This window comes from Cellulomonas flavigena DSM 20109, assembly GCF_000092865.1.
In the GTDB taxonomy this organism is placed as follows: Bacteria; Actinomycetota; Actinomycetes; order Actinomycetales; family Cellulomonadaceae; genus Cellulomonas; species Cellulomonas flavigena.
Genome location: NC_014151.1, coordinates 1934551 through 1960656, shown reverse-complemented (window position 1 = coordinate 1960656; position 26106 = coordinate 1934551). Strand labels below are relative to the sequence as shown.

Sequence of the window (26106 nt, the reverse complement as noted above, 5' to 3'; positions counted from 1 at the left end):
GACCCTGTAGTCACCCGACCACCCGGGAGATGCGATGACGACGACCGACCCCCGTCCCTCCACCGGCGGACCCGCCGACGCGCTCGTCCGGCTCGGCTCACGGCTGCGGCCCGGCGAGGTGTCCGACGACCTGCGGTCCGTGTTCCTGGAGGGCGGACGCCAGGGCGACGCCTTCTACCGGGACAGGTGGAGCCACGACAAGGTCGTGCGCTCGACCCACGGCGTGAACTGCACGGGCTCGTGCTCGTGGAAGGTGTACGTCAAGGACGGCATCATCACGTGGGAGACGCAGCAGACCGACTACCCGTCGGTCGGTGCGGACTCCCCCGAGTACGAGCCGCGCGGCTGCCCCCGGGGCGCCGCGTTCTCCTGGTACACGTACTCGCCCACACGCATCCGCTACCCGTACGTGCGCGGTGCGCTGCTGCGCGCCTACCGGGAGGCCAAGGCCCGTACGGGCGGCGACCCCGTGGACGCCTGGAGGGCGGTGACCGCCGACCCCGACGCGCCCTACAAGAAGGCGCGTGGCAAGGGTGGTCTGGTGCGCGCCACGTGGGACGAGGCCGCCGAGATCGTCGCCGCGGCGCACGTGCACACGATCGAGGAGTACGGGCCCGACCGCGTCGCGGGGTTCTCCCCCATCCCCGCGATGTCGATGGTGTCGCACGGCGCGGGCGCGCGGTTCGTCTCGATGCTCGGCGGCACGATGCTGTCGTTCTACGACTGGTACGCCGACCTGCCGGTCGCTTCGCCCCAGGTCTTCGGCGACCAGACGGACGTCCCCGAGTCGGCGGACTGGTGGAACGCGTCCTACCTCGTGATGTGGGGCTCCAACGTCCCGGTGACCCGCACGCCCGACGCGCACTTCATGACGGAGGCGCGCTACCGCGGGCAGAAGGTCGTGACCGTCAGCCCCGACTACGCGGACAACACGAAGTTCGCCGACGAGTGGCTGGCGCCGCACCCGGGCACCGACGGCGCGCTGGCGATGGCGATGGGCCACGTCGTGCTACGCGAGTTCCTCGTCGAGCGGCGCACGCCGCGGTTCGTCGACTACCTGCGACGCTTCACCGACGCGCCGCACCTCGTGCGGCTGCAGGCGCGCGGCGACGCGTACGTGCCGGACAAGTTCCTCACCGGCGACCAACTCCCCGACCCCACGGCCGACCGCGACGGCGCCTTCCAGACCGTCGTCCTCGACGCCGACGGCACACCGACGATCCCCAACGGGTCGCTGGGGCACCGGTTCGACCCCGCGAAGGCCGGGACGTGGAACCTGCTGCTCGGGGACGTCGAGCCGCAGCTGTCGGTCGCCGACCTCGGCTCGTGGGACGGCGCGGCGGTCGCGATCGACCTGCCGCGGTTCGACGTCGCGCCGCAGGCGGGCCAGGAGCACGCGGGGGGTGCGGGCGTCGTGCGCCGCGGCGTCCCCGTGCACCGTGTGGGCGAGCACCTCGTGACGACGGTCTTCGACCTGCTGCTCGCGCAGTACGGCGTCGGGCGCGACGGCCTGCCCGGCACGTGGCCGACCGGCTACGACGACGCGTCGAGCCCGGGCACGCCGGCCTGGCAGGAGGAGATCACGTCGGTCCCCGCCTCGTCGGCGGCGCGCATCGGACGCGAGTTCGCCGCCAACGCCGAGGCGTCCGGCGGGCGCTCGATGATCCTCATGGGCGCGGGGACCAACCACTGGTTCCACTCCGACACGATCTACCGCACGTTCCTCGCGCTGGTGCACATGACCGGCTGCCAGGGCGTGAACGGCGGCGGCTGGGCGCACTACGTGGGCCAGGAGAAGTGCCGCCCCGTCACCGGGTGGGCGCAGTACGCGTTCGGCCTGGACTGGGCGCGTCCGCCACGGCAGATGATCGGGACGGCCTTCTGGTACCTGGCCACCGACCAGTGGCGGTACGACGGCCTGCCGGCCGACGAGCTGGCGAGCCCGCTGGCGACAGGCATCTTCGCGGGCCGGACGACCGCCGACTGCCTGGTCGAGTCCGCGCAGCGCGGCTGGATGCCGAGCTATCCGACGTTCGACCGCAACCCGCTGGACCTCGCCGACGAGGCCGCCGCGGCCGGTGTCGAGCCCGCGCAGCACGTCGTCGACGAGCTGCGCGCCGGTCGCCTGGGCTGGGCGTGCCAGGACCCCGACGACCCCCGCAACTTCCCGCGCGTGCTCAACGTGTGGCGCGCCAACATCCTCGGCTCGTCCGGCAAGGGCAACGAGTACTTCCTGCGGCACCTGCTCGGCACCGACTCGGCCGTGCGCGCTGACGAGGCCGGACCGGACCGCCGTCCGGCGACGATGACGTGGCACGACGAGGCGCCGCGCGGCAAGCTCGACCTGCTGGTGACGAGCGACTTCCGCATGACGTCCACGACGCTGTTCTCCGACGTCGTGCTGCCGGCAGCCACCTGGTACGAGAAGCACGACCTGTCGACCACCGACATGCACCCCTTCGTCCACTCGTTCAACCCGGCGATCAACCCGCCGTGGCAGACGCGCACCGACTTCGACATCTACGCGACGCTCGCCGCCGAGGTGCAGCGCATCGGCGGTGAGCGCCTGGGGGTGCGCCAGGACGTCGTCGCCGTGCCCCTCCTGCACGACACGCCGGACGAGCTCGCGACGCCGCACGGCACGGTCCCGGAGTCGGACCTGCGTCCCGGGGTCACGATGCCCAAGCTGGTCGTGGTCGAACGGGACTACACGACGATCGGCGACCGCTGGGCCGCTCTCGGACCGCTGACGGCCACCGCCGGCATGGTCACCAAGGGCGTGTCGTTCCTCCCCGACCAGGAGGTCGCCGCGCTCGCCCGCACGAACGGCACGGTGCCCTCGGGGCCCGCCGCCGGGCGCCCGCGGCTGACGGACGCACGCCACGTCTGCGAGGCGATCCTCGCCCTGTCGGGGACGACCAACGGTCGGCTCGCGGTGCAGGGGTTCGAGCACGTCGAGGCGCGCACGGGCACGACGCTCGCCGAGCTCGCCCGGGACCACGAGGGCGAGCGCATCCGGTTCGCCGACGTGCAGGCACGTCCCGTCCCGGTCATCACGTCGCCCGAGTGGTCCGGCTCGGAGCACGGCGGGCGCCGGTACTCCGCGTTCACGATCAACGTCGAGCACCACAAGCCCTGGCACACGCTGACCGGCCGCCAGCACTTCTACCTCGACCACGACTGGATGACAGAGCTGGGCGAGTCCCTGCCCGTGTACCGGCCGCCGCTGGACCTGCACCGGCTGTTCGGCGACTCCCAGCTCGGGGCGGCCGAGCCCGCGGGCGGCAATGCGGCCGTGACGGTCCGCTACCTGACGCCGCACTCGAAGTGGTCGATCCACTCGGAGTACCAGGACAACCTCTTCATGCTGTCGCTGTCGCGGGGCGGGCCGACCATCTGGATGTCCCCGCAGGACGCCGCCGCGATCGACGTCAAGGACAACGACTGGGTCGAGGCGTACAACCGCAACGGCGTCGTCGTCGCCCGCGCGATCGTCTCGCACCGCATGCCCGCCGGGACGGTGTACATGTACCACGCGAAGGACCGCACGGTGGACGTGCCCCGCTCGGAGACCTCGGGCCTGCGCGGCGGCATCCACAACTCCCTCACGCGGGTGCTGCTCAAGCCCAGCCACCTGGTCGGCGGGTACGCGCAGCTGTCGTTCGCCTTCAACTACCTGGGCCCCACGGGCAACCAGCGCGACGAGGTCACGACCATCCGCCGACGTTCGCAGGAGGTGCAGTACTGATGCGTGTGATGGCCCAGATGGCGATGGTCATGAACCTCGACAAGTGCATCGGGTGCCACACGTGCTCGGTGACCTGCAAGCAGGCGTGGACCAACCGCACCGGCGTCGAGTACGTGTGGTTCAACAACGTCGAGACCCGGCCCGGCATCGGGTACCCGCGCACCTACGAGGACCAGGACCGGTGGCGCGGCGGCTGGGTCCGCACCCGCCGCGGCCGCCTCAAGCTGCGCGCCGGCGGCCGGTTCAGCAAGCTCGCGCGCATCTTCTCCAACCCGACGCTGCCGGAGATCCACGACTACTACGAGCCGTGGACCTACGACTACGACGTGCTGCTGTCGTCACCGCAGGGTGAGCACACGCCCGTGGCGCGGCCCAAGTCGCTGCTCACGGGTGACGACATGCAGATCAGGTGGTCGGCCAACTGGGACGACAACCTCGGCGGCGCGGGCGAGACCATGGCGGACGACCCGATCCTGGCGACGATGAGCCACCAGGTCGCCGCGGAGTTCGAGCAGACGTTCATGTTCTACCTGCCGCGCATCTGTGAGCACTGCCTCAACCCGTCCTGCGTGGCGTCGTGCCCGTCGGGCGCGATGTACAAGCGGGTCGAGGACGGCATTGTCCTGGTCGACCAGGACAAGTGCCGCGGCTGGCGCATGTGCGTCACCGGGTGCCCGTACAAGAAGGTCTACTTCAACCACAAGACCGGCAAGGCCGAGAAGTGCACGCTGTGCTACCCGCGTCTCGAGGTGGGGCTGCCCACGGTCTGCTCGGAGACGTGCGTCGGACGGCTGCGGTACCTCGGCCTCGTGCTCTACGACGAGGAGAAAGTCCTGGCGGCCGCGTCGGTCGAGGACGAGCACGACCTCCTCGACTCCCAGCGGGCCGTCTTCCTCGACCCCGACGACCCCGAGGTGGTCGCGGGCGCCCGTGCCGCCGGCATTCCGGACGACTGGATCGAGGCCGCGCAGCGCTCGCCGGTGTGGAAGCTCATCAGCGAGTACCAGGTGGCGCTGCCCCTGCACCCGGAGTACCGGACGATGCCGATGGTCTGGTACATCCCGCCGCTGTCTCCGGTCGTCGACGTGGTCGCCGGCACCGGCGCGGACGCCGAGGACGCGCCGACGCTGTTCGCGGCGATCGACCGGCTGCGGATCCCGATCGAGTACCTCGCCGGGTTGTTCACCGCCGGCGACGTGGGCCCGGTGCAGGACGTGCTGCAGCGGCTGGCCGCGATGCGCGCACACATGCGCAACGTCAACCTCGGGGTCGAGCAGGACCCCCGCATCGCTGCGTCCGTCGGACTGGACGCCGAGGAGATGGAGGCGATGTACCGCCTGCTCGCGATCGCGAAGTACGAGGACCGGTACGTCATCCCCGCCGCCCACGCCGAGTCGGCGCGCGACCTCGAGGAGCTCGCCACCGGGTGCTCGCTGGAGACCGAGGGCGGCCCGGGCATGGGCGGCGCCGGGCCGTTCGGCTCGTCGAGCGGTCGTCCCATGCGGGCGTCCACCGAGACCTTCCACGCGCTGCGCCACCGGCAGCTCGCGGACCAGGCACCTGCGGGCGACGCCACGCCCGAACGCGTCAACCTGCTCAACTGGGACGGCAACGGCGCCCCGGCGGGGCTCTTCCCGCCCGCCCCCGACGAACCGGGCTACGGCCAGGGACCCGACGGCCCGAGCGAGGTCGAGCGATGAGCCCGCGCACACCGGCGCTGCCGTTCCTCACCCCCGTGCCGGTCGACGGCGAGCAGCGCGCCACCGCGCACATGGCGGTCGCGCTGCTGCTCGACCACCCCGGTGCCGAGCACGGGGCACGTCTCGCGGCCGTGCGGCAGGCCGCACCGACGCTCCCGCCGCAGGTGCGTGACGCGCTCCTGCGGCACGTCGACGCGGTCGAGCCGTGGGACCTCGTCGACCGGCAGGCGCACTACGTGCAGACGTTCGACCTGCGACGCCGCTGCGCGCTGTACCTCACGTACTACGCGGCGGGCGACACCCGACGGCGCGGCATGGCGCTCGTGCGGTTCGTCGAGGCGTTCCGCGCGTGCGGCTGGACGCCGCGCGACGACGAGCTGCCGGACCACCTGCCCGGGGTCCTCGAGCTGTCGGCACGCGACCGCGGTCCCGTCCCGGACCTGCTGCTCGCGAGCCACCGCGACGGCCTGGAGGTGCTGCGCTCGGCGCTGCACGGGTACGGCACGCCGTACGCGCACCTGCTCGACGCCGTGTGCCTCACGCTGCCCGCCGTGGACGCGGGCACCGCCGAGCGGTTCGCCGCGCTGCTCGCACAGGGCCCGCCGCAGGAGACCGTCGGGCTCGACCGCCCGCTGCTGCCCTTCCCGACGACCCGGCCCACGGAGGTCCCGGCATGAGCCCCACCGACACCCTGCTGTGGGTCGCGCTGCCCTACGCGGCGGCGGCCGTGTTCGTCGTGGGCCACGTCTGGCGCTACCGCTACGACCAGTTCGGCTGGACGACCCGCTCGTCGCAGGTCTACGAGAACCGGCTGCTGCGCTGGGGCTCGCCGATGTTCCACCTGGGCATCCTCCTGGTGATCGCCGGGCACGTCGTCGGGCTGCTGATCCCCCGGACGTGGCTCGAGGCGGTCGGCGTCGACGAGCACGCGTACCACCTGGGCGCGACGTGGATGGGCACCGCGGCCGCCGCGCTCACGCTCGCGGGGCTGGCGATCCTGGTCTACCGCCGGCGCATGGTCGGCCCGGTGTTCCTGGCCACCACACGCTCGGACAAGCTCATGTACGTCGTGCTCGCGGCCACGCTCGGGTTCGGCACCCTCGCCACCGTGCAGTACCAGGTCCTCGGCGACGCGTACGACTACCGCGGCAGCATCTCGCCGTGGGTGCGCAGCCTGCTGACCTTCCAGCCGCAGCCCGAGCTCATGTCCGGCGTGCCGGCGATGTTCCAGGTGCACGTGCTGTCCGCGACGCTGCTGTTCGCGATCTGGCCGTTCACGCGGCTCGTGCACGTGTTCTCGGCACCCGTCGGGTACCTGTTCCGCCCGTACATCGTCTACCGCTCGCGCGACGCGGCGGGCAGCGGGTCGCGCGCCGTGCGGCCCGGCTGGGAGGGGGTCGAGCGCCCGGGCGCGCGGCCCCGGCTGTGAGTCCCCCGACACGCGACCGCCACCGACCCCTGCGAGGATCGTTGCCATGCCTGACCTCCACGCCCTGGCCGAGGACCTGCTGACGTCCGCACGCGCCGACCCGCACGGCCGCAGCGCCCAGCTCGTCGTGCACGACGGCGAGCTGCGCCAGACCGTGCTCGCGCTGGTCGCCGGCGCGCGGCTCGGCGAGCACTCGTCACCGCCCGCCGCGAGCCTGCAGGCGCTGCGCGGTCACGTGCGCGTCGAGGTGGGCGACGAGGTGCAGCAGGAGGTCGCCGCGGGCGAGCTGTGGGAGCTGACGCACGAGCGGCACGCGGTGGTCGCGCTCGAGGACAGCGTCGTGCTGCTCACCACGGTCACGGGCGTGGAGACGCGCCCGCACCGGTGAACGGGCCCCGCAGGCGCGACGCTCAGTGGTCGCCGCCCGCGAGCTGCGCCAACGCGTGCGGCACCACGTCCGCGAGCACCTCGAGCGCGTCGCGTACCGCGCCCGTCGAGCCCGCGACGTTGACGACGAGCGTGCGCCCGGCGACACCGGCGACACCTCGGGAGAGCACGCCGGCGGTCACGCCGCGGCGCACCGCGTCGGCGCGCAGCGCCTCGGCGATCCCGGGGACGACGCGGTCGACGACGGCGAGCGTCGCCTCGGGCGTGAGGTCCCGCGGGCCCAGGCCGGTGCCGCCCGTCGTGACGACCAGCGCCGCCCCGTCGGCGACGGCGGCGCGCAGCGCGCGCTCGACCGGCATGCCGTCGGGCACGACGACCGGATCGGGGACGCGCAGCCCGAACGCGCGCAGACCCTCGACGAGCAGCGCACCCGAGACGTCGTCGTACTGCCCGGCCGCCGCACGGTCGGAGGCCGTCACGACGACCGCGGACGGGGTCGGAGCGCCGTCGGCGACCTCAGCCACGCGTCCACGTCCCGCTGCGCCCGCCGCTCTTCTCCTCGACCCGCAGGTCGGTGAGGTGTGCGCCGCGGTCGACGGCCTTGACCATGTCGACGAGCGTGAGACCGGCAGCCGCCACGCAGGTGAGCGCCTCCATCTCGACACCCGTGCGGTCGGCCGTCCGCACGCGCGCCTCGATGGTCACGCCGTCGTCGACGACCTCGAGGTCGACCGTCACGCCGTGGATCGCGATCGGGTGGCACAGTGGCACGAGGTCGGGCGTGCGCTTGGCCGCCTGGATGCCGGCGATGCGCGCGACCGCGAGCGCGTCGCCCTTCGGCACACCCTCACCGCGCAGCAGCGCGACGACCTCGGGCGTGGTGACGCACCGGCCCGACGCGCGGGCGCTGCGCACGGTGACGTCCTTGTCGGCGACGTCGACCATGCGGGCCGCGCCCTGCGCATCGACGTGGGTGAGGCGGTCGTGCTGGGTCACCAGTGCTCCCTCAGGTCGATGACGGCCACGGGCGAGCCCGCGGCCACGTGCGTGACGTCCTCGGGGACGTCGACGAGCGCGACGGCCCGCGCGAGCGCACCGAGCAGGTGCGAGCCGGGTCCCCCGACGGTGGCGGCGACGGGCGTCCCGGTCGACCAGTCCAGGCGCGCCCGCAGCAGCTGGCGTCGCCCCGCGGGCGAGCGCAGGTCGTCCGCGAGCGTGGCGGTGAGCCTGCGTCGGTGCACGTGGCGAGCCCCGAGCATGCGGCGCAGCAGCGGGCGCACGAACATCTCGAAGGACACGAACGAGCTCACGGGGTTGCCGGGCAGCCCGAGCACGGGGGTGCCGTCGGCGAGCACGCCGACGGCCTGCGGCTTGCCCGGCTGCATGCGCACGTGCACGAGGTACCCGTCGCCCTCGGCGAGCAGCGCGTCGCGGACGACGTCGTACGCACCCACGGACACACCGCCGGTGGTGACGACGACGTCCGCGCGCGCGGCGAGCGCGTGCAGTGCGGCCCGTACGCCGTCGACGTCGTCGCGCACGACCTCGACGGCCACCACGTCGGCGCCCGCTGCCTCGGCCGCGGCAGCGAGCTGCGGGCCGTTGGACTCGTGGATCTGCCCGTGGCGCAGCCGGTCGCCGGGTGCGACGAGCTCCGAGCCGGTCGACAGCACCGCGACGCGCGGACGTCGGTGCACCTCGACGTCCGGGTGCCCCGTGGCCGCGAGCAGGCCGACCGCCCCGGCGCCGACGACGTCGCCCGCGTGCAGCACGACGTCGCCCGCGCGCACGTCCTCGCCGCGGCGCCGGACGTTCGCGCCCCCGGCGACCACGTCGTCCACGCGGACGCGCACGGTGCCACCGTCGGTGAGCTCGACGGGCAGCACCGCGTCGGCACCGGCCGGCACGGGCGCGCCGGTCATGACACGGACCACCGCCCCGGCGGGCACCTCGACCGCGCGCGTGTCACCCGCCGGCACGTCGTCGACCACGTCGAGCACGGCCCCGGGCCCCAGGTCGGCGACGCGCACGGCGTACCCGTCCATCGCCGAGCTGTCCCACGGCGGCAGGTCGACCGTGCTGCGCACGTCCGCGGCCAGCGCGCGCCCGGCGGCCGCGGCGAGCACGACGCGTTCGGCGGGCAGCGGGCCGCCCAGCGCGATGACGGCGGCGACGTGCTCGTCGACCGACCGGACGGTGCGCACGGGCAGTACTCCTCCGGCGGGGGCGTCGACCATGCGCCCAACCTACTGCTGCCCCCACGGTGGTGGACGCAGCCGCGGGCGGTGCGCGGGGCCGGCGCCGCACGTCCGTATCATCGCGGGATGGCAGCCGTGAGCGCCGCGGGCGCCGGGGCGCCGCGCGAGGGGGGTCTGGTCGACCGGTACGGCCGGGTCGCGACCGACCTGCGAGTGTCCTTGACGGACCGCTGCAACCTGCGCTGCACGTACTGCATGCCCGCCGAGGGCCTGCCCTGGGCGCCCGACGACACCGTGCTGACCGACGCCGAGGTGGTGCGCCTGGTGCGGATCGGCGTCGAGCACCTCGGCATCCGCGAGGTCCGGTTCACCGGCGGTGAGCCGCTCCTGCGCCGGGGCCTGGAGAGCATCGTGGCGGGGACGCACGCGCTGCGCACCGCCGACGGCGCGCACGTGCGCACGTCGCTGACGACCAACGGCCTGGGGCTCGACAAGCGCGCACGGTCGTTGGCCGAGGCGGGGCTGGACCGCGTGAACGTGTCGCTCGACTCCCTGGACCCCGTGCGCTTCGCAACGATCACTCGGCGTGACCGGCTCGCCGACGTGCTCGCCGGGCTGGCGGCCGCGTCGGCCACGGGCCTCGCGCCCGTGAAGGTGAACGCCGTGCTCGTGCGCGGCGTCAACGACGACGAGGCCGTACCGCTGCTGCGGTGGTCGCTCACGCACGGCTACCACCTGCGGTTCATCGAGCAGATGCCGCTCGGGCCGCACGGGTCCTGGAAGCGTGACGACCTGGTGACGGCCCGCGAGATCCTCGACGCGCTCGCCGCCGCGTTCGACCTCGAGGCCGAGCCGGACGGGGCGCGCGGTGCCGCGCCGGCCGAGACGTGGCACGTGCGCGGGTACCCCGGTGCGACGGTCGGCGTCATCGGCTCGGTCACACGCCCGTTCTGCGGCGCGTGCGACCGTACACGTCTGACGGCGGACGGGCAGGTGCGCTCGTGCCTGTTCGCGCGCGAGGAGGACGACCTGCGCGGACTGCTGCGCGCCGGGGCGGACGACGCTGCGATCGCGGGCGCGTGGCGCACGGCGATGTGGGGCAAGGCCGCCGGGCACGGGATCGACGACCCGGCGTTCCTGCAGCCGGCACGGACGATGAGCGCGATCGGAGGGTGAGGGTGACGACGACGGACGGGACGACGGCGGGTGCGGTGACCGTCGAGGTCCGCTACTTCGCGGCCGCGGCCGAGGCCGCGGGGTGCGACACCGAGCAGGTGCATCTGGTTCCCGGCACCACGGTGGGCGAGCTGCTCGACGCACTCGGCGCGCGGCACGGTGCCGGGCTGGCCGACGTCGCGGCGCGCTGCGCGCTCCTCGTCGACGGCGTGCTGCACCGCGACCGTACGGCGGCGCTGGGCGAGCCCGGTCGTGTCGACGTGCTGCCGCCCTTCGCCGGGGGCTGACCGGTCAGGCGCTGTTGACCCACTCGTGGCCGCCGGCGGCCAGGTCCTGGCGCTTCCACACGGGCAGGTGCTCCTTGACGGCGTCGACGAGCAGCGCCGCGACCGCGAACGCCTCGTGCCGGTGGGCGGCCGCGACCGCGACGCCGAGCGCGCAGTCCCCCACGGCCAGCGCGCCGACGCGGTGGACGCAGGCGACCGCGTCGACGGGGTGCGCCGCGACGACGTCCGCGACGACGCGCGCGACGACGTCCGACGCGTCGGGGTGGGCGACATACTCGAGCGCCGTCACAGCCCGGCCGCGGTCGTGGTCCCGCACGACGCCCGCGAAGGTGACGACCGCGCCGGCGGCGTCGTCCGCGACCGCGCGCGCGAGCGCGTCGACGTCGACGGGGTCGGTGGTGACGTGAGCGGCGGCGACCCGCCGGGCCGGGGCGTGCAGTCGCGAGTCGTCGGTCGTCACGGTGCCAGCCTAGAGGTCGGGACGAGCGCGCTCTCGACCGCAGGTGCGGCTGGATCGGCTCTTCTTCGCCGAATCTGCGGCCCTGTCGCTACGATCGACGCGTGCCCACCTACCGCGTGCCCGAGGCGGCGGCCCTGCTGGGCGTCAGCGACGACACCGTGCGTCGCTGGATCGAGCAGGGACGGCTGGCCGCGGCGCGGGACACGTCCGGCCGGTACCACGAGGTCGACGGCGTCTCCCTCGCCGGCCTCGCGCAGGAGCTCAGCACCGAACCCGCACCGGGCGGCGCGCACCGCTCGACGCGCAACCGGCTGCGCGGCATCGTCACTCGCGTCGTGCGCGACACAGTCATGGCGCAGGTCGAGATGCAGGCCGGGCCGTACCGGATCGTGTCCCTCGTGAGCCGCGAGGCGGCCGACGAGCTCGGCCTCGAGCCCGGCGTCGTCGCCGTCGCGTCGGTGAAGGCGACCGACGTCGCCGTCGAGCACGTGGAGCACGCGTGACGCCACGCGCGACGGGTACCGCCCGGGCCCGCCTCGCCGCGCTCGTCGGGTGCCTCGCAGGCGCCCTCGCTCTCGGCGGCTGCGGCGCCGCCACCGACGCACGCGGCGCACCTGCGCCCACGGGCCCCGGGTCGCCGCTCGAGGGCACCCTCGTCGTCCTCGCGGCCGCGTCCCTCACGGACGTCGTCACCGACCTGGCGACAGCCCTCGAGCAGGAGCACCCGCGCCTGACCGTCGAGACCGGCTTCGGCGCGAGCCCCGCCCTGGCCGCCCAGGTGCTCGGCGGCGCGCCCGCCGACGTGCTCGTGACCGCGAGCCCCGCCACGATCGCGCGGGTCACCGACGCGCTCGGGGGCACGGCCGTCGTCGTCGCCGCCAACCGGCTGCAGCTCGCCGTGCCCGCGGGCAACCCTGGCGACGTCACGTCGCTCGCGGACCTCGCCGACCCCGCGCTCACCGTGGCGCTGTGTGCGCCCGAGGTGCCCTGCGGCGCCGTCGCCGCCACCGTGCTCGCCCGCGCGGGCGTCACCCCCGCGCCCGACACCCTCGAGCCGGACGCGCGCGCCGTGCTCACGCGGCTGCGGCTCGACGAGGCGGACGCCGGGCTCGTCTACCGCACGGACGTGCTCGCCGCGGACGGGCTCGTCGAGGGCCTCGACCTTCCGGCCCACGTCCAGGCGACCACCGACTACCCGGCACTCGTCCTGCCCGACGCGCCGCACCCCGCGGCCGCCGCGGCGTTCGTCGCGCTGCTCACCGGCCCGGACGGGCGCGCGCTGCTCGCCGACTCCGGCTTCGACCTGCCATGACCGCCCGCCCGCGCGTGACCGTCGGGACCGCGCTGCTCGGCGCGGTCGCGGCGGCCGGCGTCGCGGTGCTCGTCCTGCCGCTCGTCGCGCTGCTGGCGGCGACACCGTGGGAGCGGCTCGTGGACCTCGTGGCCGATCCCGCCGTCGTGCAGGCGCTGCGCCTGTCGCTCGGGACGGCGGCGTGCGCGACCGCCCTGTGCCTCGTCCTCGGGGTGCCGCTGGCCTGGGTGCTCGCCCACGACGGCCTGCGCGGCACGGGCCTGCTGCGGTCCCTGGTCACCGTGCCGCTCGTGCTGCCGCCCGTCGTCGGGGGCGTCGCGCTGCTCCTGCTGCTGGGGCGGCGCGGCCTGGTGGGCGCGCGGCTCGAGGCGTGGTTCGGCGTCACCGTGCCTTTCACGTCCGCCGCCGTCGTGCTCGCGCAGGTGTTCGTCGCGATGCCGTTCCTCGTGCTGGCCGTCGAGGGCGCGCTGCGCGGCGCCGACCGACGTCGCGCCCTGGCCGCGCAGACCCTGGGCGCATCGCCCGCGTACGTGCTGCGCCGCGTGACGCTGCCCGCCGTCGCGCCGGGCGTCGCGGCCGGCGCGGCGCTGTGCTTCACGCGGGCGCTCGGCGAGTTCGGCGCGACCGTGACCTTCGCGGGCAGCTTCCCCGGGACCACGCGCACCGTGCCGCTCGCGGTGTCGCTCGCGATGGACACCGCGCCCGAGCAGGCCGTGGCGATGTCGGTGGTGCTGCTCGCGCTGTCCGTGGTCGTGCTCGTGGCACTGCGCGGACGCTGGGTCGCCGGCCTGCCCGGTGCACGCGCCGCTCGCAGCCGGCGGGTCGCGTCGTGACGCTCGACGCGCACCTGCAGGTGACGCGCGGGCAGTTCACGCTCGACGTCGCGCTGCACGTCCCGGCAGGAGCCGTGCTCGCCGTCATGGGGCCCAACGGCAGCGGCAAGACGACGCTCGTCGAGTCGCTCGCCGGGGCGGTCGCGCTCACGGCCGGCCACATCACGCTCGACGAACGGTCGCTCGCCGACGCGGCGCGTGGCGTGCACCTGCCTCCGCGCGAGCGCGGGCTGGGCGTCTGCCTGCAGGACGGCGCGCTGTTCGGGCACCTGTCGGCGCGCGAGAACGTCGCGTTCGGCCCTCGGGCGCAGGGCGTGCGGGCCCGCGACGCACGCGCCGTGGCCGACTCCCTGCTCGCCGAGCTCGACCTCGGCGAGCACGCACGTACGCACGCCGAGAGGCTCTCGGGCGGCCAGGCGCAGCGCGTCGCGGTCGCTCGTGCGCTCGCGGCGCGCCCCCGGGCGCTGCTGCTCGACGAGCCGTTCGGCGCCCTCGACCCCGCCACGCGACCGCTCGTGCGCGAGGTCGTCCGTCGGCGCGTCGCGCGCGGCCTGCCGGCGGTGCTGGTGACGCACGACGTGCGCGACGCCCTCGACCTCGCCGACGAGCTCGTCGTCCTGCTCGACGGACGCGTGGCGCAGCGCGGTCGGGCGGCCGAGCTCGTGTCGGCGCCGGCGACACCCGAGGTCGCGCGCGTCGTGGGGGCTCGGCCGCCGCCCACGGACCCGGCGTCGCCCGGCGCGACGTAGCGTGGCCGTCGTGGCCCTCGCACCCGCGTTCGTCGTCGTGCTCGCCGGCGGCACGTCCCGGCGCCTGGGCGGCGTCGACAAGACGGCGCTCGACGTCGGCGGGCGCCCCGTGCTCGTCCGGCTCCTCGACGACCTCGCCGGTCTGCCGCTCGTCGTCGTCGGGCCGCGCCAGGACGTCGGCCGCGACGTGCTCTGGACGCGTGAGGACCCGCCGCTGGGCGGGCCGCTCGCCGCCACGGCCGCGGGTGTCGCGACGGGACTCTCGGAGCACCCGGACGCGCGGGTGGTCGTCCTCGTCGCCGGTGACCAGCCGTTCGCGGGCACGGCCGTGGCGTCGTTGCGCACGGCGCTCGGGCCGGACGTCGACGCCGCCCTAGGCGCCGGGCCGGACGGACGGCCGCAGCCGCTGCTCGCCGCCTACCGCCTGGCGGCCGTGCGCGAGCGTCTCGTCGGCGACACGCACGGACGGCCCGTGCGCGACCTGGTGCGCGGGCTGCGCACCGTGACCGTCCCCGTCGCGCCGGGCACCGCGCTCGACGTGGACGACGCGGCCGACCTGGAGACGGCCCGTCGGCTGGCACGGCAGGACCCGGCCCGACGACCCCGGACCGCGGACCGGCCCACCCTGCCGCTCAGCCCCCCGCAGGGCCCCGCGCGCTGAGCAGGGCCTCGACCTGCGCGAGCGCGTCCCGCACGGCCGCCGCGACGTCGCCGCCCTCGGCACCCGCCCGGCCGGCGGCGAGGCCCACGACGTACGCCGTGAGGGGTGCCGCCGGGCGCAGCACGCCGTGCGCCACGTCACGCACCATGTCGAGCACGTCGTCCTGCGTGGCGCCCACCAGGCCCGGGTCCACCCCGAGCGCCGGCGCGACCAGCCCCGTCCACTCCTGCAGCGCGTCCATCGCCACCTCCGGCCCCGAGACTAGGCCGCGGGCCCGGCGCCGCGCGTCACCTCGTCCCGCGCGGCGAACGCCGACCCCCGGTGGCGCGCCGAGATCTGCTCGACCAGGTCGGCCTGGGTGCGCGAGCGCTCGACGAGCGCGTCGAGCCGCGCGGCGTCCAGCCCGAGGGCGTCGGCGTGCTCGCGCAGGGTCGTCCACCCCAGCCGCTTGCCCTCCAGGCCGGAGCGCAGGATCTCCAGCTCGAGCACGAGCGAGAGCGGCGAGCGGTGCAGGACACGTCCGTTGGGCTTGAGCCGCGCGACCCGCTCGGCCAGCGCGGCGCCCAGGTGCTTCCATCGCGACAGCGTGAGCCCGAGGTCGCGGGCGGTGGCCTCGTGGACGCGGCGCTCCTCGCGCAGCTCGCCCGCCAGGCGTGCGAGGGCGGGGGCGTCGTCCCCGGCGTCGGGGTTGCGGCTCATCCGCTCGACGCGCTGGGCGACCGCGCTCGCACCGGTGATGTGGTCGTTGATGTACGTCCGCACGAGCGTCAGGTCGAGCTCGTCAGCGTGCTGCGCCACGGCGGCCTCCCGGTGTCGGCGTCACCGCGATCCTGACGTGCCGGGCGCGCGGTCGCACCTCGGGAGCACGCCCGTGCACGGGCGGGGAGGTCGGACGTCAGACGGTCTCCGCGCGCGGCAGGGGCGGTGGCTCGGCGTTGTCCGCCTCTCGCGCGACGAGGTGGGCCCGCACGCTCGACTGGCGCGGGCGGTAGACGATCCGCGAGTGGAACGTGAACCGGACGACGAACGCGATCGCGATCGTGATGGCCGTGGCCAGGACGGCGGCGACGTGCATCGTCTCGACGAGCAGCGCCATGACCGGCATGCGGACGAGCGTCTCCACGTTGTTGAACGTGAAGGACTGCCCGAACCTCGCCCAGACACCCTTGCCCTCGTGACGGAGGTCCCGGAAGACGAAGCGCTCCTGCAGCAGGAAGTTCCCGACGATGGTGAGCTCGGCGGCGACGATCGCGGCGAGGAGCCAGGGCGCCCCCAACCTCGTCAGCAGCCACACGATCGCGATGTTCGCGACCGCGCCCATGCCGCCGATGATCGCGAACCGCGACATGCGACCGAACCGCAGGCCGGCGAGCTGCCACATGAAGTGGATGCCCTGGGCGAGGTTCGCCTTGGACTCCCCGGCGTAGCGCGAGCCGAACACGAACGGGACCTCGACGACGCGCATGGGGTGGCGCGCGAGGATCTCGAGCAGGATCTTGAAGCCGCGCGGGCGCAGCGAGTCGAGGTCGACGGCCGCCCTGCGCACCGCGAAGAACCCGGTCATCGGGTCGGAGCAGTCACGCAGCCGGACGGGGAACATGGCGCGGGTCACGGCGGTCGACGTCGAGGAGACGGCCTGGCGCACGGCGCCGGAGAGCCCCGCGCTGGACCCGTCACCGATGTAGCGCGACGCGACGACGACGTCCACGTCGACCTCCTGGACCCGCGCGACGAGGCTCGGGATGAGCTCGGGCGGGTGCTGCAGGTCACCGTCCATCACGAGGAAGTACGGCGTCGACGAGGCCCGCACACCCTCGAGCACGGCGCCGCCGAGGCCGCCGACCGGGTCGTCACGGTGGATCACGCGTACGGGCAGCTCAGCCGTGGGGGCCACGGCCCGCACGACGTCGGCGGTGTCGTCCGTCGAGTCGTCCACGAACAGCATCTCGACCCCGAGGCCGCGCGTCGCCGCACCCACGCGGCGCACCAGCTCGGCCACGTTCGGGGCCTCGTTGAACGTCGGGACGATGACGGTGACGAGCGCCCCCGTCGGTTCGGGCGTTGCGGTCATGCCGGGCCTCGCTTCGCTCCTGCGTCGTCCTCGCCGACTCTGGCGAGGAGTGCTGCCACGGTAGCCGACGGGTCGGACGAGACGAAGGCGACGGACGTCCTAAACGGTTCGAATCACCCGGTCCACGGACACGTGCCACCGCCGGTGCGCCGTCACCCGCCCTCTGTCACGATGAGCCCGTGCAGCGCGAGACGACCGCCCACCTGTCCATCGACGTCATCTCCCCCGCGCTGCTGGCGCTGGAGGTGGCGGTCGCCGCCGCGCACTCCCCCGAGGAGGAGCTCACCGTCACCTCGGCCGGACGCCGGATCGAGCCGCGCGAGGTCGTCGACCCGCACGGCACGCGCCTGCACGTGCTCGAGGTCGACCCCGGCCCCCTGACCGTCGAGTACCGCGCCACCGTGCGCGGCCGCGGCGCCGAGCCCACCGGGAGCCCCGCGGACGAGCTCGTGTACCTGCGACCGAGCCGGTACTGCGAGTCCGACGTGCTCGCACCCACGGCGCGCGCGGAGTTCGTCGGCCTGGCGGGCGTCGACCTGCTCGCGGCCGTCAGCTCGTGGGTCGGCACGCGCCTGGCCTACGTGCCCGGCGCGAGCCTGCCCACCGACGGTGCGGTCCACACGCTCCTGGCCCGTCGGGGCGTGTGCCGCGACTTCGCCCACCTCGTGGTGGCGCTGCTGCGCGCGGTCGACGTGCCCGCCCGGCTCGTGTCGGTCTACGCCCCCGGCCTGGACCCCATGGACTTCCACGCGGTCGCCGAGGCGTGGGTCGACGGACGCTGGCGGGTCGTCGACGCCACCACGCTCGCCCCGCGCTCGACGCTCGTGCGCATCGCCACGGGTCGCGACGCGTCCGACACCGCGTTCCTCTCGGTGCACCGCGGGACCGCGAGCCTGCAGGAGATGGTCGTCACCGCGGTGGCCGACGAGCTCCCCGACGACGACGTGCGCGAGCTCGTCTCGATCGGCTGACCTCGTCCGGCGGCGTCGTCCCTGCGCCACGCACGCGACGTGACGGTGGGCACACCGTCTCGAAGCGCGGTCGTCACAGGCCACTGGCACTCTGAGGCCATGCACATCTGGCCCGGACGCCCCTACCCCCTCGGTGCCACCTACGACGGCACGGGAACCAACTTCGCGCTGTTCTCCGCGGTGGCGGAACGTGTCGAGCTGTGCCTCGTGGACGACGACGGCACCGAGACCCGCGTCGACCTCCCCGAGGTCGACGCGTTCGTGTGGCACGGCTACCTGCCGGCGATCGCGCCCGGCCAGCGGTACGGGTTCCGCGTGCACGGCCCGTACGACCCGGCCGCGGGGCACCGTTGCGACCCCTCCAAGCTGCTGCTCGACCCCTACGCCAAGGCGATCGACGGGCAGGTCGACGGCCACCCGTCGCTGTACTCGTACACGTTCGGCGACCCCGACGCGCGCAACCAGGACGACTCAGCGGGACACACCATGACGTCCGTCGTCGTCAACCCCTTCTTCGACTGGGGCCACGACCGCCCGCCGGAGCACCAGTACCACGAGTCCGTCATCTACGAGGCGCACGTCAAGGGCCTGACGCAGCTGCACCCCGCGGTCCCCGAGGAGCTGCGCGGCACCTACGCCGCGCTCGGGCACCCCGCCGTCGTCGAGCACCTGTCGGGCCTCGGCGTCACCGCGATCGAGCTCATGCCGGTCCACCAGTTCGTCAACGACCCCTCCCTGCAGGAGAAGGGCCTGTCGAACTACTGGGGCTACAACACCATCGGCTTCTTCGCCCCGCACAACGCCTACGCCTCGCTGGCGGGCTCCGGGCAGCAGGTGCAGGAGTTCAAGCAGATGGTGAAGGCCCTGCACGCGGCCGACATCGAGGTCATCCTCGACGTCGTCTACAACCACACCGCCGAGGGCAACCACATGGGCCCGACGCTGAGCTTCCGCGGCATCGACAACGCCAGCTACTACCGTCTGGTGGACGACGACCCGTCGCACTACTTCGACACCACGGGCACGGGCAACTCGCTGCTCATGCGCTCGCCCGCCGTCCTGCAGCTCATCATGGACTCGCTGCGGTACTGGGTGACCGAGATGCACGTGGACGGCTTCCGGTTCGACCTCGCAGCCACGCTCGCCCGGCAGTTCCACGAGGTCGACCGGCTGTCGGCGTTCTTCGACCTCGTCCACCAGGACCCGGTGATCTCGCAGGTCAAGCTCATCGCCGAGCCGTGGGACCTCGGCGAGGGCGGTTACCAGGTCGGCGGGTTCCCCCCGCTGTGGACGGAGTGGAACGGCAAGTACCGCGACACCGTGCGCGACTTCTGGCGCGGTGAGCCCTCGACGCTCGGGGAGTTCGCGAGCCGTCTGACCGGCTCCTCCGACCTGTACGAGCACACCGGCCGCCGGCCCATCGCCAGCATCAACTTCGTCACCGCGCACGACGGCTTCACGCTGCGCGACCTCGTCACCTACAACGAGAAGAGCAACGAGGCCAACGGCGAGGACAACCGCGACGGCGAGAGCCACAACCGCTCGTGGAACTGCGGCGTCGAGGGCCCGACCGACGACCCGGAGGTGCGCAAGCTGCGCGCGCGTCAGCAGCGCAACTTCCTCGCGACCCTGCTGCTGTCGCAGGGCGTGCCGATGGTCGCGCACGGCGACGAGCTCGGCCGCACGCAGGGCGGCAACAACAACGGCTACTGCCAGGACAACGAGATCACCTGGGTCGACTGGGACCTCGACGAGGACCGGCAGTCGCTCCTGGAGTTCACGCGCCGCGTGATCCACCTGCGCCGCGACCACCCCGTGTTCCGGCGGCGCCGGTTCTTCGCGGGCGCCGCCGAGCACGGCGGCGAGTCGGACCTGCGGGACATCGCGTGGATGACGCCGACCGGCGGGCACATGTCCGACGAGGCGTGGAGCTCGGACCACGCGTTCGCGGTCATGGTGTTCCTCAACGGCGACGCGATCGACGAGCCCGACCTGCGCGGCGAGGAGGTCGTCGACGACTCGTTCCTGCTGCTGTTCAACAGCCACTGGGAGAAGAAGCAGTTCCAGCTGCCCGGCGCCGAGTACGGCGCGGAGTGGACCGCAGTGCTCGACACCGACTCGCAGGTCGCCCCCGGCCGCAAGGTGCGCTCGCGCGGGAGGGTCACGCTCGCGCCGCGGTCGATGGTGCTGCTGACACGCCCGTCGGAGCGCGAGCTGCCGACCGCGTCCGGCACCGGCGCCGCCGTGGCCGCGTCGTCCGAGGCCAGCCGCGTCTCGCGGCGCGGCGCGTGAGCGACACGACCGTCGAGCGGTCGCTCCCCGAGCGCCGCTCGGTGCGCCCGGGGCACCCGGTCCCCGTCTCGACGTACCGCGTGCAGCTGGGTGCCGACCTGACGTTCGACGACGTCGCGGCGCGCGTGCCGTACTACGCGTCGCTGGGCGTCACGCACGTGTACCTGTCCCCCGTGCTGGCCGCGGCGCCCGGCTCGACCCACGGGTACGACGTCGTCGACCACGACACCGTCTCGCCCGTCCTGGGCGGCGAGGACGGCCTGCGCCGGCTCGCGGACGTCGCGCACGGCGCCGGGCTCGGCCTGGTGCTCGACATCGTCCCCAACCACATGGCCGTGCCCACGCCCGTCTGGCACAACCGGGCGCTGTGGTCCGTGCTCGCGGACGGCTCGGACTCGCCGTTCGCCGCCTGGTTCGACGTCGACTGGTCCGCCGGTGACGGCGCGGTGCTCATGCCCGTCCTCGGCGACCGCATCGGCGCCGTGCTCGCGCGCGACGAGCTCCAGCTCGCCGAGCAGGACGTCCCCGGCGTCGGAACGTGCACCGTGCTGCGGTACCACGACCACGTCTTCCCCGTGCGAGCGGGCACCGAGGCACTGCCGCTCGCCGAGCTCGTCGAGCGGCAGCACTACCGCCTGGCGTACTGGAAGGTCGCCGACGAGGAGCTGAACTACCGCCGGTTCTTCGACGTCGGCACGCTCGTCGCGGTCCGCGTCGAGGACCCCGAGGTGTTCGACGCGACGCACGCGCTGGTGCTGCGCCTGCTGCGCGAGGGCGTGGTCGACGGTCTGCGGATCGACCACCCGGACGGGCTCGCGGACCCGGCGGGCTACCTCGCACGGCTGCGCGAGGTGACCGACGGTGCGTGGGTCGTGGTCGAGAAGATCCTCGCGGGTGCCGAGGAGCTCCCCGACGACTGGGCGACCGCCGGGACGACCGGGTACGAGGCGCTGTGGCGCGTGCAGCAGGCGTTCGTCGACCCCGGCGGGGCCGCGCTGCTCGGCTCGGTCCTGCACCGTGTGACGGGCGACGGGTCGGACGCGTTCGAGGCGCTCGAGCAGGACGCCAAGCGCGAGGTCGTCGACGGTCCGCTGTACGCCGAGGTCCACCGCCTGACGAACCTCGCGGCCGAGATCTGCCACGACGACCTGCGCCTGCGCGACCACACGTGGCGCGCGCTCGAGGAGTGCCTCGTCGAGCTGCTCGTCGCGTTCGACCGCTACCGCGCGTACGTCGTGCCGGGCGAGCCCGCACCGCCGACGTCGGTCGCGGTCCTCACCACCGCCGCGCAGCGAGCGCGTCGGCGGCTCGGTGCCGAGCGCGAGGCGACGATGGACGTCCTGGTCGACCTGCTGCTCGGCCGCGAGGCCGGCTCGGCAGGACGCACCCGCGACCCACGCCGTGACGAGCTCGTCGTGCGGTTCCAGCAGACGTGCGGTGCCGTCATGGCCAAGGGCGTCGAGGACACCGCGTTCTACAGGTGGACGCACCTCGTGGCGCTGTGCGAGGTCGGCGGCGAGCCCGTGCGGTTCGCCACCACACCCACCGATCTCGCGGCGTGGGCCGCGCAGGCCCAGGCCTCCGCGCCGCTGGGCATGACCACCCTGTCGACGCACGACACCAAGCGCGGCGAGGACACGCGCGCCCGCCTGGGGGTGCTGTCCGAGCTGCCGCACGAGTGGTCGGCCCTGGTGGAGGACCTGCGACGGGTGTCCGCGTCCTACCGCGGCACGCTGCTCGACGGTCGCACCGAGTACCTGCTGTGGCAGACGCTCGCCGGCACGTGGACCGACGACGGTCCGATCGAGGAGGACCGCCTCGTCGAGTACGTGACGAAGGCGGTGCGCGAGGCCAAGAGCCGGACCACGTGGACCGCGCCCGACGCGGCCTACGAGGACGCCGTGCTGTCCACCGCACGGCGGGCCCGCACGGACCCCGAGGTCCTGGGTCTGCTGGGCGACTGGGACCTGCGCACGCGCGAGGCGGTGCGGGCCGCGACGCTCGGCTCCAAGCTCGTGCAGCTCACGCTGCCGGGCGTGGCCGACGTGTACCAGGGCACCGAGGTGCCGTTCCCGACGCTCGTCGACCCCGACAACCGCCGCCCGGTGGACGTCGACGCGCTGGCCGCGCGCCTGGCACGCCTCGACGAGGGCGCCGGCCCGCGCACCCTCGCCGACGAGAAGCTGCTGGTCACCTCCCGGGCGCTGCGCGTGCGGCGCGACGTGCGGGAGGCCTTCGTCGGCCCGGAGGCCGGGTTCGTGCCGCTGGGCCACTCGTCGGGCCACGCCATGACGTACGCGCGCACGGCGGGCGGTGAGCCGCGCGTGGTCGTCGTCGCGACCCGCCTGGCCGCCGCCGTCGAGCGGCTCGGCGGCTGGACCGAGCACACGGTGGCGCTGCCGGACGGCCCGTGGCACGACGTGCTCGCGGACCGGGCCGTGCCCGGCGGGGTGCGGCGTGTGGCCGACGTCCTCGACCGGCTACCGGTCGCGCTGCTGGTGAGAGAAGGGGTCTGAGGTGACCGGGGGGGACGCGACGAAGGGCACGACGGAGGGCACGGCAGGCAGCGCACGGCGGCTCACGCCGCGCGTGTGGGCGCCGTACCCGCAGCGCGTGGAGCTCGTGCTGCCCGGCAGCGACGAGCGCACGGCGATGGTGCGTGACGACGAGGGGTGGTGGACCGCGCCTGCCCCGCTGGCGCACGGCACGGACTACGGGTTCTCGCTCGACGGCGGGCCGCCACGTCCCGACCCGCGCGCCGCGTGGCTGCCCCACGGCGTGCACGGGCCGGCGCGCACCTTCGACCCCTCGCGCTTCACGTGGACGGACGCGGGGTGGAGCGGCGTCGACGTCCGCGGCGCGGTGACGTACGAGCTGCACGTCGGCACGTTCACGCCCGCCGGGACGCTGGCCGCGGCGGCGGAGCGCCTCGAGCACCTCGTGCGGCTCGGTGTCGACGTGGTCGAGCTGATGCCGCTCGCCGCGTTCAACGGTCGGCACGGCTGGGGCTACGACGGCGTCTCGCTCTACGCCGTGCACGAGCCGTACGGCGGTCCCGAGGCGCTGCAGGCGTTCGTCGAGGCCGCGCACGCATACGGCCTGGCGGTGTGCCTCGACGTCGTGCACAACCACCTCGGCCCGTCGGGCAACTACCTGGGCGAGCTCGGTCCGTACTTCACGGACGCGCACCGCACGCCGTGGGGCGACGCGGTGAACCTCGACGGACCGGGCTCGGAGCACGTGCGGCGGTGGATCTGCGACTCGGTCCTGGGCTGGGCACGCGACTTCCACGTCGACGCGTTCCGGCTCGACGCCGTGCACGCGCTGCGCGACGACTCCCCGCGCCACCTGCTCGCCCAGCTCTCCGACGAGGTCGCCGACCTGGCAGCCGAGCTGGGCCGGCCGATCGGCCTGGTCGCGGAGTCCGACCTCAACGACGTCGTCAGCCTGACCACCACGCAGGACGGCGGCTGGGGCATGACGGGCCAGTGGGCCGACGACGTGCACCACGCCGTGCACGCCCTGGTGTCGGGCGAGCGGCACGGCTACTACTGCGACTTCGGCACGCCCGAGGTGCTGCGCACGGCCCTCACGCGGGTGTTCGTGCACGACGGGTCGATGTCGACCTTCCGCGGGGAGCCGTGGGGGGCGCCGGTACCGGACGACGTCGACGGGCACCGGTTCGTCGTGTTCGGCGCCAACCACGACCAGGTGGGCAACCGTGCACTGGGCGACCGGCCGGCCGCGCACGACGACGCGGGCGGCCTCGCCGTGCGGGCCGCGCTCGTCCTGCTCTCGCCGTTCACGCCGCTGGTGTTCATGGGCGAGGAGTGGGGCGCCCGCACGCCGTGGCGGTTCTTCACGGACCATCCGGAGCCGGAGCTTGCCGCCGCGGTGCGCGAGGGTCGGACGCGGGAGTTCGGCGGGCACGGCTGGACCGACCTCTACGGCGGCCCGGTCGACGTGCCGGACCCGCAGGATCCCGGGACGTTCGCGGCGAGCGTCCTGGACTGGGACGAGCCGGCACGACCGGAGCACGCGCGCCTGCTGGAGTGGCACCGTGTGCTCGTCGCGCTGCGGCGCGCGGTGCCGGACCTCGCGTCCGGGGACCGCCACCGCACGTCGCTCGACGTCCACGAGGTCACGCCGGACGTCGACCCGCACGGCACGCAGGAACCGGGCGCCGGTGGGTGGCACGGCGTGCTCGTGCTGCACCGCGGTGACGCACGTGTCGTGCTCAACCTCGCGCACCGGCCCGTCGCGGTGCCCGTGCCGGTGGCGCGCCCCGTGCGGGTGGTCGCCGCGTGGGACGGGGGCACGGTGCACGCGCCCGGCGGGGCGGACGAGCCGCTGGTCGTCGACGTCCCCGCCCGCAGCGTCGTGGTACTGGCCTGAGGCGGTGGCGCGGCTCAGGTCGTGCGTCGGTCGTCCTGCGCGAGCGCGGCGCCCTCGGCCGCGAGCGCGCCGAGCCGTGACAGCGCCCGGTAGTACTTCTTGCGGTAGCCGCCCCGGAGCATCTCGGGTGTGAAGAGGTCGGCCGTGCCTGCGGCGCCCGCGTCGGTCGACAGCACGACGGGCACGTCGCGGTCGTACAGCCGGTCGACGAGGACGACGAGACGCAGCGCGACGTCCTGCCGGTCGACCTGGCGCACGCCCGTGAGCCCGACGAGGTCGATGCCGTCGAGCAGCGCGCCGTACCGGCTCGGGTGGACGGTCGACAGGTGCGTGAGGAGCGTGTCGAGGTCGTCGAGCGTGGCGCCGTCGCGACGGGCGACCACGGCCCGGACGTCGTGCGGCGTCAGGCTCGCGGCGTGGGTGGTGACCGCGCGGTGCCGGTGGTCCTCGCCGTCGATCCGCAGCACCTCGAAGCGCGCCGCGAGCGCCTGGATCTCGCGCAGGAAGTCCTCGGCGGCGAACCGCCCCTCGCCCAGCGACCCCGGCAGCGTGTTGGACGTCGCGGCGATCGCCACGCCGCGGTCGGTGAGCTCGCGCAGCAGGCGCGACATCATCACGGTGTCGCCGGGGTCGTCGAGCTCGAACTCGTCGATGCACAGCAGACGCCGCTCGCCGAGCGCGTCGACCGTGGCCGCGAAGCCGAGCGCACCGACGAGGTGCGTGAGCTCGACGAACGTGCCGTAGGTGGTGCGCGCGGGGCCGACGGCGTGCGCGAGCGACGCCAGCAGGTGGGTCTTGCCGACACCGAAGCCGCCGTCGAGGTAGACCGCGGGGGTGCGGGACGCCGCGCGTCGACGCCACCACGCGCCGCCGCCGCGCGCCGGCTCGCTCAGCGTCGTGGCGACCTCGCGCAGCCGCTCGAGCGCCCGCTGCTGCGAGGGGTGGGCGGGGTCCGGGCGGTAGGTGTCGAACGACTCGCGCGCGAAGTGCCGGGGCGGGACGAGCTCGGCGAGCAGTCGGGAGGGGGCGACCCGCGGGTGGCGGACGGTGAGCGACGGCAGCGTGCGTGCGGGGTCGGCCGCGTGCGCGGCAGGGTCCGGGGTCACGAGGAGACGATACGTCCCACGACCTGGTATCCAGCGACCGAGGTCCCGGTCCGGACGGCTGACCTGGACCTGGACGCGCGTCCACCGATCGGACACAGGTCTCGCGATCCGGACACGGACTCCCGATTCACCCGTCCGCGTGCCAGGCTCGTCCCGTGAACCTCCCCGGGAACCGCCGTCTGTGTCGGTGCTGTCGCGCCGCCGCGGTCCCGTGTGCCTGCTGTCCGCGGAACCGCTGACCAGCCCCGTTCCCCCCACGGGCGCGTGGTCCGCGCCCGTCACCACGACCTGACGTCGTGCGCGGCCGCGTGAGCACGTGCCCCCAGCATCC

24 protein-coding genes are annotated in these 26106 nt (G+C 74.4%); 16 read left to right on the top strand and 8 right to left on the bottom strand.

Features of this window, described 5'->3' with window-relative positions:
• Positions 1-34 precede the first annotated feature (34 nt).
• The 5 genes from CFLA_RS08900 to CFLA_RS08880 are packed head-to-tail and all read left to right on the top strand — an operon-like array spanning position 35 to position 7265.
• Positions 35-3748, top strand: a complete 3714-nt coding sequence (locus CFLA_RS08900; protein ID WP_013116994.1) for a nitrate reductase subunit alpha — start codon at positions 35-37, stop codon at positions 3746-3748.
• Positions 3748-5448: a nitrate reductase subunit beta gene (gene narH / locus CFLA_RS08895; protein ID WP_013116993.1), complete on the top strand. Its 1701-nt coding sequence runs from the start codon at positions 3748-3750 to the stop codon at positions 5446-5448. Before CFLA_RS08900 ends, narH begins: the two co-directional genes overlap by 1 nt.
• On the top strand, positions 5445-6125 hold the full coding sequence (gene narJ / locus CFLA_RS08890) for a nitrate reductase molybdenum cofactor assembly chaperone (RefSeq protein ID WP_013116992.1): 681 nt from the start codon (positions 5445-5447) through the stop codon (positions 6123-6125). Before narH ends, narJ begins: the two co-directional genes overlap by 4 nt.
• Positions 6122-6877 carry a respiratory nitrate reductase subunit gamma gene (gene narI, locus CFLA_RS08885; protein ID WP_013116991.1) on the top strand — a complete coding sequence of 252 codons (756 nt, stop codon included), beginning with the start codon at positions 6122-6124 and terminating at the stop codon, positions 6875-6877. Before narJ ends, narI begins: the two co-directional genes overlap by 4 nt.
• A gap of 46 nt (positions 6878-6923) precedes the next feature.
• Positions 6924-7265: a cupin domain-containing protein gene (locus CFLA_RS08880; protein WP_013116990.1), complete on the top strand. Its 342-nt coding sequence runs from the start codon at positions 6924-6926 to the stop codon at positions 7263-7265.
• A 22-nt stretch (positions 7266-7287) separates the two neighbouring features.
• Here CFLA_RS08880 and CFLA_RS08875 read toward each other — a convergent pair whose 3' ends face one another.
• From CFLA_RS08875 to CFLA_RS08865, 3 genes are read right to left on the bottom strand one after another with little or no spacing between them, the layout of a single operon-like run.
• Positions 7288-7788: a MogA/MoaB family molybdenum cofactor biosynthesis protein gene (locus CFLA_RS08875; RefSeq protein ID WP_013116989.1), complete on the bottom strand. Its 501-nt coding sequence runs from the start codon at positions 7786-7788 to the stop codon at positions 7288-7290.
• Complete coding sequence (moaC, locus tag CFLA_RS08870) at positions 7781-8260, bottom strand: cyclic pyranopterin monophosphate synthase MoaC (RefSeq protein ID WP_013116988.1); 480 nt, start codon at positions 8258-8260, stop codon at positions 7781-7783. Before moaC ends, CFLA_RS08875 begins: the two co-directional genes overlap by 8 nt.
• Complete coding sequence (locus CFLA_RS08865) at positions 8257-9501, bottom strand: molybdopterin molybdotransferase MoeA (protein ID WP_052302705.1); 1245 nt, start codon at positions 9499-9501, stop codon at positions 8257-8259. Before CFLA_RS08865 ends, moaC begins: the two co-directional genes overlap by 4 nt.
• Before the next feature lie 87 nt (positions 9502-9588).
• Here CFLA_RS08865 and moaA point away from each other — a divergent pair, with 87 nt between their 5' ends.
• Both moaA and CFLA_RS08855 read left to right on the top strand, forming a co-directional pair.
• Positions 9589-10638: a GTP 3',8-cyclase MoaA gene (moaA, locus tag CFLA_RS08860; protein WP_013116986.1), complete on the top strand. Its 1050-nt coding sequence runs from the start codon at positions 9589-9591 to the stop codon at positions 10636-10638.
• A 2-nt stretch (positions 10639-10640) separates the two neighbouring features.
• The gene (locus CFLA_RS08855) at positions 10641-10925 is read left to right on the top strand and encodes a MoaD/ThiS family protein (protein WP_013116985.1); all 285 of its coding nucleotides are present in this window, start codon (positions 10641-10643) and stop codon (positions 10923-10925) included.
• Between the two features lie 4 nt (positions 10926-10929).
• Here the strand turns inward: CFLA_RS08855 and CFLA_RS08850 are convergent, their stop codons facing one another.
• Entirely contained in the window at positions 10930-11385 is a 456-nt protein-coding gene (locus CFLA_RS08850) for a molybdenum cofactor biosynthesis protein MoaE (RefSeq protein ID WP_013116984.1), read from the bottom strand.
• A gap of 101 nt (positions 11386-11486) precedes the next feature.
• Between CFLA_RS08850 and CFLA_RS08845 the strand changes: the two genes are divergently transcribed.
• From CFLA_RS08845 to mobA, 5 genes are read left to right on the top strand one after another with little or no spacing between them, the layout of a single operon-like run.
• Positions 11487-11888, top strand: a complete 402-nt coding sequence (locus tag CFLA_RS08845) for a TOBE domain-containing protein (RefSeq protein WP_013116983.1) — start codon at positions 11487-11489, stop codon at positions 11886-11888.
• The gene (gene modA, locus CFLA_RS08840) at positions 11885-12697 is read left to right on the top strand and encodes a molybdate ABC transporter substrate-binding protein (RefSeq protein ID WP_013116982.1); all 813 of its coding nucleotides are present in this window, start codon (positions 11885-11887) and stop codon (positions 12695-12697) included. Before CFLA_RS08845 ends, modA begins: the two co-directional genes overlap by 4 nt.
• Positions 12694-13530, top strand: coding sequence for a molybdate ABC transporter permease subunit (modB, locus tag CFLA_RS08835; RefSeq protein WP_013116981.1), 837 nt, complete (start codon positions 12694-12696; stop codon positions 13528-13530). The genes modA and modB overlap by 4 nt, the downstream gene beginning before the upstream one ends.
• Positions 13527-14279, top strand: coding sequence for an ATP-binding cassette domain-containing protein (locus CFLA_RS08830; protein ID WP_013116980.1), 753 nt, complete (start codon positions 13527-13529; stop codon positions 14277-14279). The genes modB and CFLA_RS08830 overlap by 4 nt, the downstream gene beginning before the upstream one ends.
• A gap of 10 nt (positions 14280-14289) precedes the next feature.
• A complete protein-coding gene (gene mobA / locus CFLA_RS08825; protein ID WP_085955065.1) occupies positions 14290-14940 on the top strand; it encodes a molybdenum cofactor guanylyltransferase in 651 nt (216 codons plus the stop codon).
• On the opposite strand, the gene CFLA_RS08820 is transcribed toward mobA, so the two are convergent.
• From CFLA_RS08820 to CFLA_RS08810, 3 genes are all read right to left on the bottom strand, one after another.
• Positions 14912-15181, bottom strand: coding sequence for a DUF6457 domain-containing protein (locus CFLA_RS08820; protein ID WP_013116978.1), 270 nt, complete (start codon positions 15179-15181; stop codon positions 14912-14914). The two genes, mobA and CFLA_RS08820, sit on opposite strands and share 29 nt — an antisense overlap.
• A 20-nt stretch (positions 15182-15201) precedes the next feature.
• Positions 15202-15738, bottom strand: coding sequence for a hypothetical protein (locus CFLA_RS08815; protein ID WP_013116977.1), 537 nt, complete (start codon positions 15736-15738; stop codon positions 15202-15204).
• A 97-nt stretch (positions 15739-15835) separates the two neighbouring features.
• On the bottom strand, positions 15836-17011 hold the full coding sequence (locus CFLA_RS08810) for a glycosyltransferase (protein ID WP_013116976.1): 1176 nt from the start codon (positions 17009-17011) through the stop codon (positions 15836-15838).
• Between the two features lie 179 nt (positions 17012-17190).
• On the opposite strand from CFLA_RS08810, the gene CFLA_RS08805 reads away from it, so the two are divergent.
• From CFLA_RS08805 to treZ, 4 genes are all read left to right on the top strand, one after another.
• On the top strand, positions 17191-17982 hold the full coding sequence (locus CFLA_RS08805) for a transglutaminase-like domain-containing protein (protein WP_013116975.1): 792 nt from the start codon (positions 17191-17193) through the stop codon (positions 17980-17982).
• A 99-nt stretch (positions 17983-18081) separates the two neighbouring features.
• Positions 18082-20274: a glycogen debranching protein GlgX gene (glgX, locus tag CFLA_RS08800; RefSeq protein ID WP_013116974.1), complete on the top strand. Its 2193-nt coding sequence runs from the start codon at positions 18082-18084 to the stop codon at positions 20272-20274.
• Positions 20271-22790 carry a malto-oligosyltrehalose synthase gene (treY, locus tag CFLA_RS08795; protein ID WP_013116973.1) on the top strand — a complete coding sequence of 840 codons (2520 nt, stop codon included), beginning with the start codon at positions 20271-20273 and terminating at the stop codon, positions 22788-22790. Before glgX ends, treY begins: the two co-directional genes overlap by 4 nt.
• A 1-nt stretch (position 22791) precedes the next feature.
• Complete coding sequence (gene treZ / locus CFLA_RS08790) at positions 22792-24669, top strand: malto-oligosyltrehalose trehalohydrolase (protein WP_013116972.1); 1878 nt, start codon at positions 22792-22794, stop codon at positions 24667-24669.
• 14 nt (positions 24670-24683) lie between these two features.
• Here treZ and zapE read toward each other — a convergent pair whose 3' ends face one another.
• A complete protein-coding gene (zapE, locus tag CFLA_RS08785; RefSeq protein WP_013116971.1) occupies positions 24684-25775 on the bottom strand; it encodes a cell division protein ZapE in 1092 nt (363 codons plus the stop codon).
• Positions 25776-26106 lie beyond the last annotated feature (331 nt).